This window comes from Nitratireductor kimnyeongensis, from assembly GCF_019891395.1.
Lineage (GTDB): Bacteria > Pseudomonadota > Alphaproteobacteria > Rhizobiales > Rhizobiaceae > Nitratireductor > Nitratireductor kimnyeongensis.
The window spans coordinates 179,518-197,203 of record NZ_CP078143.1; the positions used below are offsets into that span (position 1 = coordinate 179,518).

The following is a 17,686-nucleotide window of genomic DNA, read 5'->3' on the forward strand; positions in this document are numbered from 1 at the left end:
TCGAAAGACCGTCATGGAATTTTCAACACCGCTGATCGAGGCACGCCTGATCCGCCGCTACAAGCGCTTTCTGGCGGATGTCCTACTTTTGGACGGAACCGAGATCACTGTCTCCGTACCGAACACCGGCTCCATGCTCGGGCTCACATCTGAAGGTGCGCGCGTCTATCTCTCCCGCGCAGACGATCCAAAACGTAAATACCGACACCGGCTGGAGATCGTCGAGGCCGACGGCACCCTGGTCGGGATCAACACGGGATTGCCGAACAAGCTCGCCGAGGAAGCCATCCACGCCGGTCTCGTGTCCGATCTTGCAAGATACGGCAGGTTGAAACGCGAGCAGCGCTATGGAGAGCGCTCCCGCATCGATATGCTTCTTGAGGACCCGGAGCGCCCTCACGCCTATGTGGAAGTCAAGAACGTGCATTTCATGCGCGAAGCGGGTCTCGCGGAATTCCCCGACACGGTGACAGAGCGAGGGACACGGCATCTGCATGAGCTTGTCGCCATGCGCAAGGCAGGCCACCGCGCCATCATGATCTATCTCATTCAAAGAGGCGACTGCACGCGCTTTCGTTTGTGTGACGATCTCGACCCCGCTTACGCAAAGGCTTTTGCACTTGCTGACAAAGCTGGGGTTGAAGCCTACGCCATCAAATGCCAAATCAGCCCTGAAGCAATCAAGCCGGATCGTCTGATAGACATCGTGCGATAAAACCAGCAAAATCCGGCAACCGTATCCATTCGAAGCCAAGCGATTCAAACCTCATGGTCACCTATCTCGAAGCAGAGTCCGCCCCGATGCGAAACACCGGCCAGATCCGCCTTTATGGCGAGGAAGGATTCGAGGGCATGCGTCGGGCATCAAACCTGACCGCTCGCTGTCTGGACGAACTCGCAAGCCGGGTTGCACCAGGCATAACCACCAATGAGATCGACAGATTTGTTTTTGAGTTCGGGATGGATCACGGCGCAATACCCGCGACGTTGAATTACCGCGGCTACACCAAATCCACCTGCACCTCCATCAACCATGTCGTTTGCCACGGGATCCCGGATGACAAACCGCTCCGCGACGGTGATATCGTCAACATAGACGTCACCTATATCCTTGACGGATGGCATGGCGATTCAAGCCGCATGTATCCGGTCGGCACTATCAAACGCGCCGCCGAACGGCTTTTGGAGGTTACCCATGAGTGCCTCATGCGCGGCATCGCCGCGGTGAAGCCGGGGGCACGCACCGGAGCCATCGGAGCGGCTATCCAGTCTTACGCGGAGGGAGAGCGCTGCTCGGTTGTGCGGGATTTCTGCGGTCATGGAGTCGGTCAGCTGTTCCACGACGCGCCCAACATTCTGCATTATGGCAGTGTGAACGAGGGTGTTGAAATGCGTCCGGGCATGATCTTCACGATCGAACCCATGATCAATCTCGGTCGCCCCCATGTGAAAGTCCTTTCGGACGGGTGGACAGCAGTCACGCGAGATCGTTCCTTGTCGGCCCAGTATGAACACTCGATCGGCGTTACGGAGACCGGCTGCGAAATTTTCACGCTTTCGCGCGCAGGGCTCGACCGTCCCAGCCTCCCGGCTTAAACTGCCACCAGAACGTGTGCTATCGGCGAACCGCACGTTCCCATGGAACAGTGGCGGGGACACTTCATGGAAGAGGACGACGATCACGGTTTTTTGGCTGAACGGCCGATTGTAGCCACACCAAAATCCGGCATGAAGCCGCATTATCACGGGCATAGAGACCGCTTGCGGCAACGTTTTGGGGAAGCCGGCAGCACGGCGCTTTCCGATTATGAGTTGCTGGAGCTCTTTCTGTTCCGTTCCATACCGCGTGCAGACACGAAAGGTCCGGCAAAAGCCTTGCTGGCGCGCTTTGGCTCGCTTCCCGAGATTTTCGGTGCCTCTGAGCGCCTGTTGCAGGAAGTGGATGGCATCGGAGAAGCCGCTGCCCGCGATATCAAGGTCGCAGCGGCCCTGGCCCAAAGGATGCTCAAGGCCGACTTGCGCAACCGCCAGCTCCTGACCTCATGGTCACAGGTGATAGAATATTGCACCGCGGTCATGGCCCACGAGGACCGAGAACAATTCCGTGTCCTTTTTCTCGACAAGAAAAACCAGCTCATTGCCGACGAGGTTCAACAGACAGGCACCGTGGATCATACGCCGGTTTATCCACGAGAACTGGTGCGACGCGCGCTGGAGCTTGCCGCAACCGCCGTGATTCTCGTCCACAACCATCCCTCAGGAGACCCAACCCCTTCCCGCGCAGACATCGACATGACCAAAACCATCGTGGACACGGCCAAGCCAATGGGCATCACGGTTCATGATCACATTATTATCGGCAAGAAGGGACATGCGAGCTTCAAGGGGCTTCAGCTGATCTGATTTTTCCCTCAAGATCTGGCACCCAACAAAGAAAAGGCCGCTGAGAAAGCGGCCTTTTCCATTGGTTTCGAAAGAAGAGCAGCGATTATTCGCTTTCTTCCTTCTTCTTGGCGGCAGCCTTTTTCGGAGCGGCTTTCTTTTTCGGAGCAGCCTTCTCCTTTTTCGCGGGCTTTGCCTCCGCTTCGTCCTCATCATCCGCCATCAGCTCGTCGCGCGAAACCTTTTCGTCAGTGACGGAGATTTCACCGAGCAGATGGTCAATAACCTTCTCCTCGAAGAGCGGCGCCCGGATGTTGGCCATGGCCTGCGGGTTCTGACGATAGAACTCGTAGATCTCCTGCTGCTGATGCGGCGGATAGCGGCGGATCGATTCGATGAGCGCACGCTGCATCTCTTCGTCACCAATCGTCACCTCGGCCTTCTCGCCGATCTCGGAGAGCACGAGACCAAGACGCACGCGACGCTCGGCAAGACGCTGATACTCTTCCCGCGCCTCTTCCTCGGTGGTTTCTTCGTCTTCGAAGGTGCGGCCGGCAGACTCGAGGTCGCGGGTCACCTGGTTCCAGATATTCTCGAACTCGGCTTCCACCAGCTTGGACGGCGCTTCGAACTTGTAGGCGTCGTCCAGCGCATCGAGAATCTGCCGCTTCGCCTTCTGGCGCGTAACCTGGCCGAACTGGTTTTCCAGCTGACCACGAACGATCTCACGCAGCTTGTCGGCTGATTCCAGCCCAAGCTGCTTTGCAGTCTCGTCATTGATCTCCAGCTCATTCGGCTTGGAGACTTCCTTCACCTTGATGTCGAACTCGGCTTCCTTGCCGGCCAGATGCGCTGCCGCATACTCTTCCGGGAAGGTCACCTTGATCGTGGTCTCATCTCCGGCCTTCAGGCCAACGAGCTGCTCCTCGAAACCGGCGATAAACTGGTTCATGCCGATCGTGACTTCGGAATCCTCAGCTGCGCCGCCATCAAAGGGCTCGCCATCAATCTTGCCGAGATAATCGAGTTTCACCTTGTCGCCGTCAGCGGCCTTGCCCTTCTTCACCTCATAGGTGCGGGCGGAATCGGCAACGCGCTTGACCTGCTCTTCGACTTCCTCATCCGGCACGTCATAAACCTGACGCGTGATCTTGATATCGGAAAAGCTCTTCAGCTCAATCGGCGGAATGACTTCGTAAGACATGGAGAATTCGAAGTCGGCATCGCCGGAAAGAACCTTCTCTGCTTCCTTCTCGTCCTCGGTCATGGAGATTTCCGGCTGAATGGCCGGCTTCTCGCCGCGGTCGGTCAGGATGCTTTGCGTATCGGCCAGGATTTCGTTCACGACCTCGGCCATGAACGACTTGCCATAGACGCGGCGCAGGTGCTGTGCGGGCACTTTGCCGGGGCGGAAACCCTTAAGGTTGACCTTGCCCTTCGCGTCATCGAGACGCTGGGTGAGGCGCGCCTCCAAGTCCTTGGCAGGAACGACGACCTTAAGTTCGCGCTTGAGCCCTGAATTGAGAGTTTCGGTTACCTGCATCCATCATACCTTTGTATTCGCTTTTGCCGCCGCTTTCACGGCGCCCACCGCTCTTGCTGTCGGGGAATCTTACCGGGAATGGCCCTTCTGGTGCGGGTGGAGGGACTTGAACCCCCACGGCTTGCGCCACAGGAACCTAAATCCTGCGTGTCTACCAATTCCACCACACCCGCTTCGAAAGACCCAAGGAACGCCCCAAGCTTCCGAAAGCGCGGGTTCTATATCACCTGCACCTAGTCTATCAAAGAGAAATTGGCAAGATTCAGGCCTTTTTTGACAGGGATCGCACGCAGAGCAACCCTGTGAGCCGACAGCCCCTTTTCCTGCGCTTTCATAAATCGATTATATCGCCGCCGGCACTTGGCCACAACGCAGCCGCAAAAGCGCCATGTTGCATTGCACAAATCGCATTGCTGTCATGCAACATTGGCACTTCAAACGAGCGCTGGTTCGGATTATCTCAAGCTCAACAACGAACACGGATTTACGAAGCGAGCACTGAGATGAACATCATCCGCAATTACCGCAACTGGCGCCGTTACCGGCAGACCGTCACCGAGCTGAGCCGCCTGTCCAATCGTGAACTGAACGATCTGGGCATCTCCCGCGGCGACATCCCCTTCGTGGCGCGCAAGTCCCTCTAAGGGCGCAAACGATTTTTGAGTTTCGTCAGGGTCACCTCCTCCCGATCCTGACGGATACGGCCGACAACCTCCTCCTCCCAATTGTCGGTCACCCAAACTCAACACCTGCCGGAACCTCCTCCCCCGGCAGGTGTTGGAACGGGGCGGCAAGTTCGAAAGAGCGGGCCACAAAGTTTCAGAGCTTCCTTCGGGGTTATCCTCCTCCCAATTCCGAAGGAAACGACCGGCAACCTCCTCCTCCCAATTGCCGGTCATCCCAAAACGACACCCGCCGAACCTCCTCCCTCGGCGGGTGTTGTTTCCGGGCAGATCCCACACTATATGGGCGCTGTCAGACATTGAGTTTCATAGATTTCGTCGGGGTTACCTCCTCCCAATCCTGGCGAATAGACCGGCAACCTCCTCCTCCCAAAATTGCCGGTCACCCCATAAACGACGCCCGCCGAAACTCCTCCCTCGGCGGGCGTCGTTTTTTTGGCTTACCGTGCACCTCGAAACTTACCGCGCGCCTCGAACACCGCGCTTTTTCCATTCGGCCAGTCTCATGATGTCCGGTGCGCCACCCGCTGGCTCGAACCAGCTGTCCACCGCCCACTCATCACCGCTTTTTGCACGCAGTACCGCTGTCGCGTGAGGGTAGCGCACGTCGAGGAAAAAACCGCGCGCGGAGTTTCGCTGAACAACGTGATGGCGAAGAAGCCCATGTCGCTGGAGGTAGCGCAGGAGCGTGCGCGTGTTTCGCGATTCGTCGATGCAGTCCATCTGTCCGTAAACGCGCGCTCCGCCCGGAGCCGATTTAGCGCCATCCCGCACTCCGAGAACCCCGGTTGCCATTGTCTCGAAATAGCGCACGGCCTTTGACACGGCCGCCCGTTCAGCCTTCGCAGATGCCTTGCCGGATGCCATGATGGCCGCTAGCCGCTGCCTCATCGCAGCATCAATCGACATGCTTTTCTTGTAAAAGCAGCCATAGCCGCTGCAAATATATATACGCTCAGCATTTGCGCCCCCCACCCAAAAGAGTGCGAACGCAGCACAAATCGCTCCAAGACGTAAAATTCCAAGCCCCATCCGCTCAACTTAAGGCGCGTTCACCGCCAAGGGAAGCGCTCCCGGTCGTGGAACGCATATTTGGTTAGCGCCCCGTCCTCTGCCGTTGCATTCGTCGAAATGGCGGCTTATCTCCATCCCATGAAACCAATACACATCATAGGCGGCGGGCTCGCCGGTTCAGAGGCTGCCTGGCAGATTGCGCAGGCAGGGGTTCCTGTCATTCTACACGAGATGCGTCCCGTGCGTGGCACCGATGCTCACAAGACCGACGGTCTTGCAGAGCTGGTCTGCTCAAACTCCTTTCGATCCGACGACGCAGAAACCAATGCTGTCGGCCTCCTGCACGCAGAGATGCGGCTGGCGGATTCGCTCATTATGCGTTGCGGCGATGCCAATCAGGTGCCCGCTGGCGGTGCGCTCGCTGTGGATCGTGACGGTTTTTCCCAAGCGGTCACGGCAGCGCTCGACGCTCATCCGCTCATCACCATCGAGCGCGGAGAAATCACCGGGCTGCCGCCGGAGGACTGGGATCAGGCGATCATCGCGACAGGTCCGCTCACCGCACCGGCACTCGCAGAAGCCATTTCAGAGGCAACCGGCGCAGAGTCTCTCGCGTTCTTCGACGCCATCGCTCCCATCGTCCATTTCGATTCCATCAATCTCGACGTTGCATGGTTCCAGTCGCGCTATGACAAGGTCGGTCCCGGCGGCACGGGCAAGGACTATATCAACTGCCCAATGGACAAGGCACAGTATGAAGCCTTCATCCAGGCCCTGCTCGACGGCGGCAAGACAGAGTTCAAGGAATGGGAAGGCACTCCCTATTTCGATGGCTGCCTGCCGATTGAAGTCATGGCCGAACGCGGCCCTGAAACGCTTCGGCATGGCCCCATGAAACCCATGGGCCTGACCAATGCGCACAAGCCGGACGAAAAGGCCTATGCCGTTGTCCAGCTTCGTCAGGACAACGCGCTCGGAACGCTGTACAACATGGTCGGCTTCCAGACGAAACTGAAATATGGCGAGCAAACTCGGATCTTTCGGATGATTCCCGGTCTGGAGAATGCCGAATTTGCTCGTCTGGGCGGATTACACCGCAACACCTATCTCAATTCGCCGACGCTTCTTGACGGCACATTGCAATTGAAAGGCCGCGATGGCCTGCGCTTCGCCGGTCAGATCACCGGTTGCGAGGGCTATGTGGAAAGCGCGTCCATGGGACTGCTCGCGGGGCGGTTTGCTGCTGCCGAACGCTTGGGGCGCCCGATTGCGACCCCGCCAGAGACCACCGCTTTCGGCGCTCTGCTCAACCATATCACCGGCGGCCATATCCTTTCGGATGACGAGCCCGGCAAGCGTTCATTCCAGCCGATGAACGTCAATTTCGGCCTCTTCCCTCCCATCGAGGTTCCCAAGCCCGAAGGCAAGCGGCTTCGTGGAAAGGAGAAATCCGTTGCCAAGAAGAAGGCGCTCACGGCGCGCGCGCTTGAGGATTTCAAGGCATGGCTCGATCGGCTTCCCGCAGCTGCAGCAGCTGAATAGCTCGGCCTCTCATGCTTTGAAATGCAAGCTGTCAGGGGTGCGGTTGGCGCACCCCTTGTTCATTCAGGGCATTTGCAATTGTCGCCAAACCCTCATTCCCAGTCGCTGCTGCGCAGAACCACCGCGCCATAGAAATGCGTCAGCACAGTTTCGGGGTATGAACTGGCAGAAAGAGTAGTGGGGATCAATAGGATCTGCTTCCCGTCCGCCTCGAGGCGTAACAAAGCTGATTGGTCAGCTTGAGTAGACAGTTCGACTATTCTTGAGGTTTCGACCTTGAAGAGGGTTGGGGTGCCTGTTTCCGAGGTCAGCGAAACTTCGTTCTTGTTCAGAGTCAATTTGAGACTGGTTCCGTCAGGCAATGACAAGGGGCTGTTGGCACCATCCTTTTGGTCTACTCTTACGTGCTGAAAAAGCACATCGAACCCATCCAGAGCGACCATAACGGTCGAGTTCCTGTCATAAGAATACCATTGACGCCCACGCTGTACAGGATTGTCCGGATCCAGGTTCCACGCATGCGCAACCTGCCGGTAAAGGCTTTCTTCTCCAGACGGCGAGAACCCTTCAGGCGCCACACCAAGCTCGGCATTCTCTTCACTGAGATAGCGCAGCACGGCTAGTGCTTCCGCCTTCGTTTGTTGATCGTCGGGCTCGCCGCGGACGATCTCAAGAAAGCGTGCCTGCTGCGACGTGATCGACCGGTCGATAGCCCCCTGGGGCCCGAAACTGCCAATCAGAAGCGCAATCACTGGCAACCCTGCGACGACCCGGATGTCGCCGCGCACAGGCCGTACCGTCTGCAGAACGACCAAAGCAAGCGTCACACCGCCAAAAAGCCCCAGGAAGTACCGATCCACGGTCCATCCGAACGCGCCCACACGCAGCCACAAAGCGTAAAACAGAAGGCCGAGCGGCACCGGAAGGATCAATGGCCAAAATCGCACGAAAAATCGGGTCGGCGCGCGTGCCGTATCGAGGAACGGCTTGGTCAAAAGCAGAACCGCGACGGTACAGACACCGTAGGTGAGGACCAACCAACCGATCTGCCCCTCCGGGACCTCGCCGGTGATAACGATTTTCAATGTGTAGAGATGCAAGATCACCGCATAGATGATGAGAAGTGGGACCGCAGCAAAGTCGCCGAGTGCGCGCATTCCATGTCGCATCATGTCATGTTCGCGCCCGCCCGGCTCCTCATCGAATTTGGTGGGTGTCTGACCAAGACCGAAGAGCGGGGCAACGAAGAGCCCGATGGAAACCCAGCTGTGACCATAAAAGCTGTTCGGTATGCCGACACCGAAGAGATGTGTGAGGCTTGTCAGGATCGCAGAAACACCACCGCCGAAGATGAAAAAGGCGAGGATCGCGAGAGCTGCGGCATAAACGAGACGTGCCGTGAACATCCAGAAGGCATCACCTGATTCCCTGCCTACGAAGGGCGCAAGGGGTGTGAGCGTCATCAGAGAGAGAAGAAAAGCCCACTCCACAGTTCGCACGCCGAAAGTTGGCCACATCACGATGAAGGCCACCAGTCCTGCAAGAGCCGTCAAGGCGTAATGCGGCCACCCTGAGATACTCCTGGCTTCGGCGAACAGCGTTGCGGCAAATGACGCGACCACTGCCGCAATCAGCGCGAAGATCTGCCTTTCCTGAGGCACAATGCCGAAAAGCCGGGACGAGAACAGCGTTTCATGAGCAATGATGGCATTGGCCTGCACCGTTGCTACAAACATAAATGCCACAGCGACAGGGAAGCGTGAGACAGCTTCTCCCATTGCGGAAACGGCTTCTTTCCATGACGCCAACCAGCCAGTGCCCGCAAGGGTTCTATTCAGCTTTTGAGACAAGAGGTTTCCTCAATCTGGACCGCTGGCGAAACACGAGCACCTCACAGCGGCGCAAATAGGGCAATGGCGTTAATGGCTTATCGCCAACCTCTAACAGCATGTTTCAACATGAGCCAATGCCGCCGCCACAAGGAGAGCGACACGAATTCGTCAAGCGCCGCCTCTCCCTGAGCCTCAAGGCGTTCAAGGTAAGCGTCTGAAAGACCCGCAGGCAGAAACGCCGGACGCAGACTGCTTGGAAGGTCTCTCGCTCCTTCTTCAAATCTGGCAATATGATGCCTGCCAAGCGCAATCATGGCGGCAAGTGCACGCTTCGATCCTGCCTCGTCATCTCCGTTCAACAAAGCCTCGCGCGAGATTCCCGCCGCGGCAAGCAGATCGGCGGGGATATAGCACTGCCCTCTCCTGCGATGGATTGGCAGCATTCGCAGGAGCCCAGTGATCGCCTGAGCGCAGCCGGCATGGCCGGCAACCTCGGAAAATCGCATGGCTGCAGGAGTGTCGAGCACCAGCGCGGCAAGCTGGATCAGTGCGGACGCCGTTTCACCGCAATAACCTTCCAGATCATTGCGGCTCGGCATCGGATCGTCATAAAGATCGAAGGTGCGCGCTTCCAGGAGGTCGAGCAAAGGCTGTACCGGAAGCTGATGAGAACGCACAGCGTCAAGCAGTGCAACCGCCAGGGGCGAGCCTTCCGCGCTTTCCGAATCTGTCTGTGCCATCAGAACGTCACGCCAGAACTGAAGCCGCACCTCGCCCGGCAGGGCTTCGCTCACACGGTCCCGTATTCCCGCCACCTCGGCGTTGAACGCATAAAGTGCGAAAAGCGCTGAGCGCTTTTCTTCCGGAGCATAGAGGACCGAAAGATAGCGATCCGGGTCGGCATCCCGCACCAGAGAAACGATGTATTGATGCCGGTCAGTCATCTTAATCGACAGCGATCAGCGCTGCAGCCACAGTGCGGTCCTCGGCCAGAAGCACATTGTAAGTCCGCACCGCCGCGCCGGTGGCCATGGTCTCCACCGCCACGCCGGCCTCGCGAAATCGCTTGCGAAGCTCAACCGGCATCGGAATCAGCTGCTCGCCAGTACCGACAAGCAGGATGTCGAATTCACTGGCCTCATCGAACAGGCGGGCAAGATCTGCCTCCTCCAGTTCGCCGAACCCACTGACCTCCCATCCGTGAATGCCCGAGGGCAGACACAGGATGGAGCCGCGATGGGACATGTCGGCAAAGCGGAACCCGCCATTGCCATAAGCATCAATCGGCGCGCGGCCCGGGAAATGGGCCGCGCGTATTTCGATACCGCCCGCCATCACTTGGCCGGCAGTTGTCCGGTCGTGTCCGACCCGGCGGTGTCAGCATCAGCCTGCTCAGCTCCCAGCGCGCCAGTGGAGCGCATGCGGAACAGGATAAGCAGTGGTCCGGCAATGAAGATCGATGAGTAGGTGCCGATCACCACACCGAAGATCATGGCAGCCGTGAAGGAGCGAATGACCTCGCCGCCGAAGACAAACAGCGCAGCCAGCGCCAGCAGCGTCGTCACCGACGTCATGATGGTGCGCGACAGCGTCTGGTTCATCGACAGGTTGAGAAGCTCAGGCAGCGGCATCTTCTTGAACCGTCTGAGATTCTCTCGCACGCGATCATAGACGACCACAGTGTCGTTCAGCGAGTAACCCACGATCGTCAGGATCGCCGCAATACTCGAAAGATTGAACTCGATCCCGGTGATCACGAAGAACCCGACGGTCATGATCACATCGTGCAGCGTCGCCAGGATCGCCCCCACGGCGAATTGCCATTCGAACCGCAGCCAGATGTAGATCAGGATGGCCATCAGCGATACGAGAACCGCTATGGTGCCGGCGCGGGCCAGTTCACCAGAAACCGTCGGTCCGACCACTTCGACACGGCGGAATTCATAAGCATCCTCGAGCTCACCGCGTATCTTGGTAATCACGGTCTGCTCTGCATTCTCGCCGCCGTCCTGCGCCTGCACCCGGATCAGCACCTCGCGCGGATCACCGAACTCCTGAACCTGCACTTCCCCAAGGTTGAGATCGGAAAGGCGTGCACGGATATCGCTGAGATCCGCCGGGCCTTCGCGAGACTGGACCTCGATCGAGGAACCGCCCTTGAAGTCGATGCCGTAGTTCATATTCACGGTCATGAACAACGCCACCGCAGCTATCGATGCTATCGCCGAGAGCGTAAAGGTGACACGCCGCAGCTTCATGAAGCCGATGCTCGTATTGTCCGGCACGAAACGCAGCGGCGTGCGCGGCAATTCCTTCGGACGACGACGGCGCACCCAGTCGGCCACGATCCAGCGTGTCAGCGTGTAGGCTGTGAACACGGTCGTCGCGATGCCGATGGCAAGCGTAACAGCAAAGCCGCGGATCGGTCCCGAACCGAGATAGAAAAGGATGATGGCGGCGATCAGTGTCGTCACATTGGCGTCGACAATGGTCGCCAAGGCCTTGGAAAATCCCGTATCGACGGCCTGGATCAACGAACGCCCGCCGGCCCGCTCTTCGCGTATGCGCTCGAAAATGAGCACGCTGGAGTCCACAGCCATGCCAATTGTCAGAACGATACCGGCAATGCCGGGAAGCGTGAGGGTTGCTCCCAGCGCTGAAAGAATCGCGATGATCATGGTCACATTCGCTGCGAGCGCCACCACGGCGAACACACCGAGCAACCCGTAGGCCGCAATCATGAACAGAACAACCAGAGCCGCACCGATGACCGAAGCGATCTTGCCGGCGTCGATCGAGTCCTGCCCAAGGCCCGGACCGACAGTACGCTCTTCAATGATGGTCAGGGTAGCCGGCAGCGCGCCGGCGCGGAGCAGAACAGCCAGATCATTCGCCGACTGAACGTCGAAACTTCCCGATATCTGGCCGGTGCCGCCCAGAATGGGTTCGCGGATTTGCGGTGCAGAGATGACCTGATCGTCAAGAATGATGGCGAACAACCGCCCGACATTTTCCTGTGTCGCCTGGCCGAAACGGGTTGCGCCCTTTGTGTCGAAGCGGAAGCTCACGACGGGCTCGTTGGTCCGCTGATCGAATGTCGCCTGAGCATCCACGAGGTTTTCACCCGAAACGATGACACGATCTTCGATCAGATAGGGAACCGGTGGATCGTCCACCGAATACTTGATGGTCGTTCCAATGGGAGGGCGTCCATTGATGGCCTCCTGCACGGGGACCGACTGATCCACCATCTGGAACGTAAGCTTGGCCGTCTGGCCAAGAATATCTTTCAGACGCTGGGGATCCTGAAGCCCCGGCACCTGGACGAGAATTCGGTCCTCACCCTGACGCTGAATGATAGGCTCGGTCGTGCCGAGCTCGTTGACACGACGCCCCACCACTTCGATGGACTGAGACAAGGCAGAGGAAACCCGGTAGTTGATTCCCTCCTCCGTCAACGAATAGCGCAGCAGTCCGGCCTCCGGCTCCGTCAGTTGGAGTTCGGTGACGGTCCCCCCACCGAACAGGCCCGAATTGACCGGCTGGGTCAGATCGCGGAGCGCTTCCTTGGCCTCCGCCACCTGCCCCGCATCGCGAATGCGAACCTGAACAGACTGGCCCGATCCTGTCAGCCCCGTATAGCCGATCCGCTTTTCGCGCAGCAGCCTGCGGATATCGTCACGCGTCGTGACGATACGCTCTTCGATAAGTTCCTGCTTTTCGATCTGCAAAAGAATATGTGAACCGCCCTGAAGGTCGAGACCCAGGGTCATCGACCGCGAAGGCGCCCAGCTCGGCATCGAGGACAGGTAGGATTGCGGAATGATGTTCGGCGCCGCATAGGCGACGCCAAGCGCCACGGCCAGCCATATGAGGATCGTTTGCCAGCGCGAGAAATGTAGCATGGGGCCTCGTCGGTTCGGTTTGGAAGGGCCGTTTTTGCCGGCCCTTCCCGGCAATCACGTCATATTGCGGTTATTTCTTGGCGGCTTGACTGTTGTCGGCCACCGGCTCGCCCTTGACGCGCACTTCGGCAAGCATGGAGCGCATCGCCGTAACCTTGTTCCCGCCACCAAGATCGATCTCAAGCTCGGCATCGTTGATGACCTTCGTCACCTTTCCGACAAGGCCGCCACCCGTAACCACCGTGTCGCCGCGGCGAACAGCAGCCAGCATTTCGGTCCGCTTCTTCATCTGCTGGCGCTGCGGACGGATGATAAGAAAATACATGATCACAAAGATCAGGACGAAAGGCAGAATGCTGACAAAGATGTCAGGCGCTCCACCTGCGCCAGCCTGTGCGTATGCCGGGGTAACAAACATCGAAAACTCCTGATATGCGCCGGACACCCGGCTGGTCATAAATGTGGCCGGAATATAGACTTTCGCCTATTCATTGCAACTGTTCGCCGTCTCTGCACACGGACTTCTGATTGCATGTGGACTCCGGCTACGCACTCAGTACCGCAATGCCCCCTTCCCGGCTTGCAAATAACACGGCCGCATGAGAGAACCGTACCGTACGGTACGCAATTTGTGGCAACATGCGCTTTCATGAGGGAATCATGTCCGACAAGACCATCGAAGTGTTGATCGAAAAGCTGGACAGGTTGATCGCAGTGATCCAGAACCTTGGCCCTGCACCCATCACACCTCCCCGGTTCGATGTCGCCGACTGTTTTGTCTGGCAGGCTGAACGAAAAGCCCTGGAACCCGTGGAAAACGTCAATCGGGTGGAAATGGCTCTCATCCGCGGCGTCGATCGCGTTCGTGACATTCTGTCGGACAACACCGAGCGTTTTGCCAAAAGCCTTCCAGCCAACAACGTCCTCTTGTGGGGGGCCCGGGGCATGGGAAAATCTTCGCTGGTCAAGGCAGTGCACGCGGAGGTCAACCGCACCGCAGCCGCCGGACAGCCACCTCTCAAACTGGTAGAGATCCATCGGGAAGACATAGAAACGCTTCCCCAACTCATGGCATTCCTCAAACCTGCCCCCTTCCGCTTCATCCTGTTCTGCGACGATCTGTCCTTCGATCAGAACGACACGTCCTACAAATCACTCAAGGCTGCGCTGGAAGGCGGTGTCGAGGGCCGTCCGTCAAATGTCATCCTTTACGCCACCTCCAATCGGCGCCATCTTCTCCCGCGCGACATGATCGAGAACGAGCGTTCCACGGCCATCAACCCCTCGGAGGCAGTGGAGGAGAAGGTCTCCTTGTCGGATCGTTTCGGGCTCTGGCTCGGCTTTCACAAATGTTCCCAGGACGATTATCTGGAAATGGTCAGAGGCTATGTTGCTCACTATGGCCTCGACATAGACCCGGAAGCGCTCCGCGCCGATGCGCTCGAATGGTCGACAACGCGGGGGAGCCGATCCGGGCGTGTGGCTTGGCAGTTCATCCAGGACCTTGCCGGCCGTCTCGGCAAACGGTTGGACACATAAACAAAAACCCGCCCTTTCGGGCGGGTCAAAGAGGCGGCCTGACCGGAGGTCTGGCAGGCCGCAGCTTTTTTCATTATTCAGGGAACGCTTATTCCAGATAGCCGCTCGGGTTCACCGGCGTTGCATCCTTACGCACTTCAAAGTGCAACTTGGGACGATCGGCACTGCCGCTCATGCCTGACAATGCGATTTCCTGCCCGCGCCGCACCTTCTCGCCACGTTTGACCCGAAGCGCGCTGGCATGCCCGTATACCGTCACCATGCCATCATCGTGTCGCACCAGCACTGTATTTCCGAATTCCTTGAGCCCGTCGCCGGCATAGATCACAACCCCGTTCTCCGCCGCCTTGACGGGCGTGCCTGCCGGGACGGCGATGTCGATGCCATCGTTCCGGGCCGAACCGGACGTGCTGCCGAAATCCGAAACGACGCGCCCACGAACAGGCCAGCGCAGCTTGCCGATGCCGGTCGAGTCCGGCGCGATATCGTTGCTCTGCGTTGCAACGGCTGCAACCTGGGTCTGCGTGGAAGAGGTTGCCTGCGGCGCGGATGCCTTCACCACCGGCGCGGGTTCGCGTGTCGTGGCACTTGTCGTTGTTTTGTCGACATTTTGCTGGGGTACACTTGCCACCTGGGTCTGCTGGCCACCATTGCCGGAAGGAATGGCCAACGTTTGCCCGACCCGCAAATATCCATCCGAAAGGCCATTGGCCGCCTTGATAGCGCCGACACTCGCTCCGGTCTTGCGGGCGATGCCATAAAGGGTATCGCCTGAAACGACTGTATAGGACCCGCCCGCAGCCGAGTTGGCAGGCGAAGCACCCGTGCTGCCACCACCGCTATTGGCATTGGCTGCCGGATTGTTGGTCTCTGCCCCTTGCGGGCGCGGTTTTGGCCGCGGCGTTTCGCGCAGGACAGCAAGGCGCTCCTGCGGCTCGCGTTGCGGTGCCGGCTCGTTCGGGATCGGCTGACGTGCAGCCTGCTGCTGCTGCTGCGCGCGCGCATCATTGTCCGGTGCAGAGACGGGCGCTCTCCGAGAATAAACATAAGTGGGGATGACGATCTGGCGCCCGGCCTTCAGATCGGACGCGCTCGACAGATTGTTCGCGCCGAGGATTGCCCCGACAGGAACGCCAAAACGCCGCGACAGATTGTAAGCGGTCTCGCCCTCGCGCACGGTGATCGTGGTACCACCCACATCGCTCCAGCCACTATCGGTGCTGTTGCCACTGCGAGCCGGTTCCTGCGCCGGCTGACGTGCTATGGATCCGGTCGGAGTGCGGTCAAGCTGTGGCTGAGGGGCAGCCGCCACCACCGGTGCCTGCTGCGTTGGTGCCGCGACAGGCTGACGCTGCACACTGCCGCTGGCAACACTGGGCGTTGTCAGGTCGACCGGCCGGGTCGCAGCGCGTGCCGCCGTATTGGTGGGCGCCGGCAAAGGCTGCTGCATCGAGCCGCCTACAGAGGCTGACGGCCGTGGTCCCCCGCTCTGTCTGCTGATCGATCCGGTGTAGGTCGTGTCAAGGCCGCTGGCCATATCGCCGGGATAAGGCTGGCTGGCTGGCGCCATCGCAACACTGCGATTTGTCGATCGCGCATCAGCAAAGTCGCTGGACTTGAAGCGCGAGAGGTCTGAGCTGCATCCTGCCGCCACACCGCCAATCAAGATGACAGCGGCTCCGCGCAAAAGCGCGCGATCGAAATTCCGTGCAATACAACGCATTTGACTACCCGCGTACCCAATACCTGAACACGAGCAATTAAAACGCGTTAATGTTACTCAGCAGTTAAGCCGAGCGCGGAAATTAATAAATGGAGCTGTTTCTCGCGGTTTCAAATCGCTGACGAAACACCTTTCAGAAGAGGTTGGAGGCGGGTTTCCGCTATATCCGTCCGCTCAAACCTACTGCCAACTTTCTCCAGCTTGGCAACGGTTTGAACATCATTTCCGGGTCCGATCGGCGCGATCATGATACCGCCTGTCGATAACTGATCCACAAATCGCCGTGGCAAATCGTCGAAGGCGGCCCAGGAAACGATTCGGTCGAAGGGGCCGTCAGCGGAGGCCCCATCAGTTCCATCGGCATGGCGCGCAACCACATTGCTGATGCCCAGATGGTCCCAGCGCATCCGGGCCTCCGCTCCCAGCGTTCGGTAGCGGTCGAGTGTGAGCACCCTCCCCGACAGACGTGCCATCACGGCTGCCGTGAAGCCGGAACCAGTGCCGATTTCAAGAACGCGATGCCCTGAAGACAGTCCCAGCGCATCGATCACCTGTGCCTGCAGATCACACCCCTCGATCGCTTCGCCGCAGGCAATCGGCACCATGCGGTTGGACCAGGCAAGCCCATACCATTCCGAAGGCAGAAAGCTGCCACGCGGCGTCGCTTCCATCGCGGCGAAGAGTTCCTTGCTCCCCACCCCGCTGGCGCGCATGCGCAGCATGAAGGCGGCAAAGCTCTCTCGCTCCTGCCCCGGTTCGATCATGCCAGCGCCTTGGCCAACTGATCGCGCACCTCGTGCGCCGTCAGGTCAAGATGCAGCGGCGTGACCGAAACATAGCCATCACGCACTGCCGCCTGGTCGCTGCCCTGGCGAATGTCGGCCTGCTTGCGCCCGAAGCGCAGCCAGTAATAGGGATAGTTGCGCCCGTCGCGGCGCTCCTCGATATTGAGCCCGTGCACCATCTTGCCTTGCACGGTCACCAGCGTACCCTTGGCTTCCTCAGGTGTGCAGTTGGGGAAGTTGATGTTGACCAGCACACCCTCGGGCATCGGCCGTTCGATCAACTTCTTCAGGATTGGCGGCGCAAGCGCCTCTGCCGTCGCGAAGGGGATGTACCGGCTCTCGTCGGTGAAATCATAAGCTTGGCTCAACGCGAACGACGGAATGCCAAGAAGCGTTCCTTCCATGGCACCGGCAATGGTGCCTGAATAGGTAACGTCATCAGCGATGTTGGTGCCGTTGTTGACACCGGACAGGATCAGGTCCGGCGGCGTGTCCATCACGTGCCGCACACCCATGATCACGCAATCCGTGGGCGTGCCGCGCAGGGCAAAATGCCGGTCGTCGATCTTGCGCATCCTGAGCGGCTCGGACAATGACAGCGAATGGGCAAAGCCCGACTGATCGGTTTCCGGCGCCACCACCCACACATCGTCGCTCAGCGTGCGGGCGATCCGCTCCAGCGTCGCCAGTCCTTCCGCGTGAATGCCATCGTCATTGGTCAATAGAATGCGCAAAGTC

The 17,686-nt window shown here is 58.9% G+C and carries 16 protein-coding genes and 1 tRNA gene; 6 read left to right on the forward strand and 11 right to left on the reverse strand.

What is annotated here, in order from left to right; genetic code table 11:
* Positions 1–13 precede the first annotated feature (13 nt).
* The 3 genes from sfsA (at position 14) to radC (ending at position 2,403) form a co-directional block, all read left to right on the forward strand.
* Positions 14–715, forward strand: a complete 702-nt coding sequence (gene sfsA / locus KW403_RS00835; RefSeq protein WP_223020910.1) for a DNA/RNA nuclease SfsA — start codon at positions 14–16, stop codon at positions 713–715.
* A 53-nt stretch (positions 716–768) separates the two neighbouring features.
* Positions 769–1,596: a type I methionyl aminopeptidase gene (gene map / locus KW403_RS00840; protein WP_223020911.1), complete on the forward strand. Its 828-nt coding sequence runs from the start codon at positions 769–771 to the stop codon at positions 1,594–1,596.
* A 66-nt stretch (positions 1,597–1,662) separates the two neighbouring features.
* On the forward strand, positions 1,663–2,403 hold the full coding sequence (radC, locus tag KW403_RS00845; protein WP_223020912.1) for a RadC family protein: 741 nt from the start codon (positions 1,663–1,665) through the stop codon (positions 2,401–2,403).
* 85 nt (positions 2,404–2,488) lie between these two features.
* Here radC and tig read toward each other — a convergent pair whose 3' ends face one another.
* Positions 2,489–3,925, reverse strand: a complete 1,437-nt coding sequence (gene tig / locus KW403_RS00850; protein WP_223020913.1) for a trigger factor — start codon at positions 3,923–3,925, stop codon at positions 2,489–2,491.
* An 88-nt stretch (positions 3,926–4,013) separates the two neighbouring features.
* Positions 4,014–4,098 (reverse strand) — tRNA-Leu (locus tag KW403_RS00855).
* 330 nt (positions 4,099–4,428) lie between these two features.
* Here KW403_RS00855 and KW403_RS00860 point away from each other — a divergent pair.
* Entirely contained in the window at positions 4,429–4,569 is a 141-nt protein-coding gene (locus tag KW403_RS00860; RefSeq protein ID WP_007008226.1) for a DUF1127 domain-containing protein, read from the forward strand.
* A 498-nt stretch (positions 4,570–5,067) separates the two neighbouring features.
* On the opposite strand, the gene KW403_RS00865 is transcribed toward KW403_RS00860, so the two are convergent.
* The gene (locus tag KW403_RS00865; protein WP_246637843.1) at positions 5,068–5,517 is read right to left on the reverse strand and encodes a hypothetical protein; all 450 of its coding nucleotides are present in this window, start codon (positions 5,515–5,517) and stop codon (positions 5,068–5,070) included.
* 243 nt (positions 5,518–5,760) lie between these two features.
* On the opposite strand from KW403_RS00865, the gene trmFO reads away from it, so the two are divergent.
* Positions 5,761–7,164: a methylenetetrahydrofolate--tRNA-(uracil(54)-C(5))-methyltransferase (FADH(2)-oxidizing) TrmFO gene (gene trmFO, locus KW403_RS00870; protein ID WP_223020915.1), complete on the forward strand. Its 1,404-nt coding sequence runs from the start codon at positions 5,761–5,763 to the stop codon at positions 7,162–7,164.
* A gap of 92 nt (positions 7,165–7,256) precedes the next feature.
* Here trmFO and KW403_RS00875 read toward each other — a convergent pair whose 3' ends face one another.
* The 5 genes from KW403_RS00875 to yajC form a co-directional block, all read right to left on the reverse strand.
* Complete coding sequence (locus tag KW403_RS00875) at positions 7,257–8,900, reverse strand: DUF4153 domain-containing protein (RefSeq protein WP_246637844.1); 1,644 nt, start codon at positions 8,898–8,900, stop codon at positions 7,257–7,259.
* 191 nt (positions 8,901–9,091) lie between these two features.
* Positions 9,092–9,940, reverse strand: a complete 849-nt coding sequence (locus tag KW403_RS00880; RefSeq protein WP_223020917.1) for a phytoene/squalene synthase family protein — start codon at positions 9,938–9,940, stop codon at positions 9,092–9,094.
* A 1-nt stretch (position 9,941) separates the two neighbouring features.
* Positions 9,942–10,331 carry an Mth938-like domain-containing protein gene (locus KW403_RS00885; protein ID WP_223020918.1) on the reverse strand — a complete coding sequence of 130 codons (390 nt, stop codon included), beginning with the start codon at positions 10,329–10,331 and terminating at the stop codon, positions 9,942–9,944.
* On the reverse strand, positions 10,331–12,901 hold the full coding sequence (secDF, locus tag KW403_RS00890; protein WP_223020919.1) for a protein translocase subunit SecDF: 2,571 nt from the start codon (positions 12,899–12,901) through the stop codon (positions 10,331–10,333). Before secDF ends, KW403_RS00885 begins: the two co-directional genes overlap by 1 nt.
* A 70-nt stretch (positions 12,902–12,971) precedes the next feature.
* Complete coding sequence (yajC, locus tag KW403_RS00895; protein WP_223020920.1) at positions 12,972–13,319, reverse strand: preprotein translocase subunit YajC; 348 nt, start codon at positions 13,317–13,319, stop codon at positions 12,972–12,974.
* A gap of 242 nt (positions 13,320–13,561) precedes the next feature.
* On the opposite strand from yajC, the gene KW403_RS00900 reads away from it, so the two are divergent.
* A complete protein-coding gene (locus tag KW403_RS00900) occupies positions 13,562–14,440 on the forward strand; it encodes an ATP-binding protein (protein ID WP_223020921.1) in 879 nt (292 codons plus the stop codon).
* An 88-nt stretch (positions 14,441–14,528) separates the two neighbouring features.
* Here the strand turns inward: KW403_RS00900 and KW403_RS00905 are convergent, their stop codons facing one another.
* The 3 genes from KW403_RS00905 to surE form a co-directional block, all read right to left on the reverse strand.
* Complete coding sequence (locus tag KW403_RS00905; protein WP_223020922.1) at positions 14,529–16,163, reverse strand: LysM peptidoglycan-binding domain-containing M23 family metallopeptidase; 1,635 nt, start codon at positions 16,161–16,163, stop codon at positions 14,529–14,531.
* 110 nt (positions 16,164–16,273) lie between these two features.
* Entirely contained in the window at positions 16,274–16,927 is a 654-nt protein-coding gene (locus tag KW403_RS00910; protein ID WP_223020923.1) for a protein-L-isoaspartate(D-aspartate) O-methyltransferase, read from the reverse strand.
* Complete coding sequence (gene surE, locus KW403_RS00915) at positions 16,924–17,682, reverse strand: 5'/3'-nucleotidase SurE (RefSeq protein ID WP_223020924.1); 759 nt, start codon at positions 17,680–17,682, stop codon at positions 16,924–16,926. The genes KW403_RS00910 and surE overlap by 4 nt, the downstream gene beginning before the upstream one ends.
* Between the last annotated feature and the right edge of the window lie 4 nt (positions 17,683–17,686).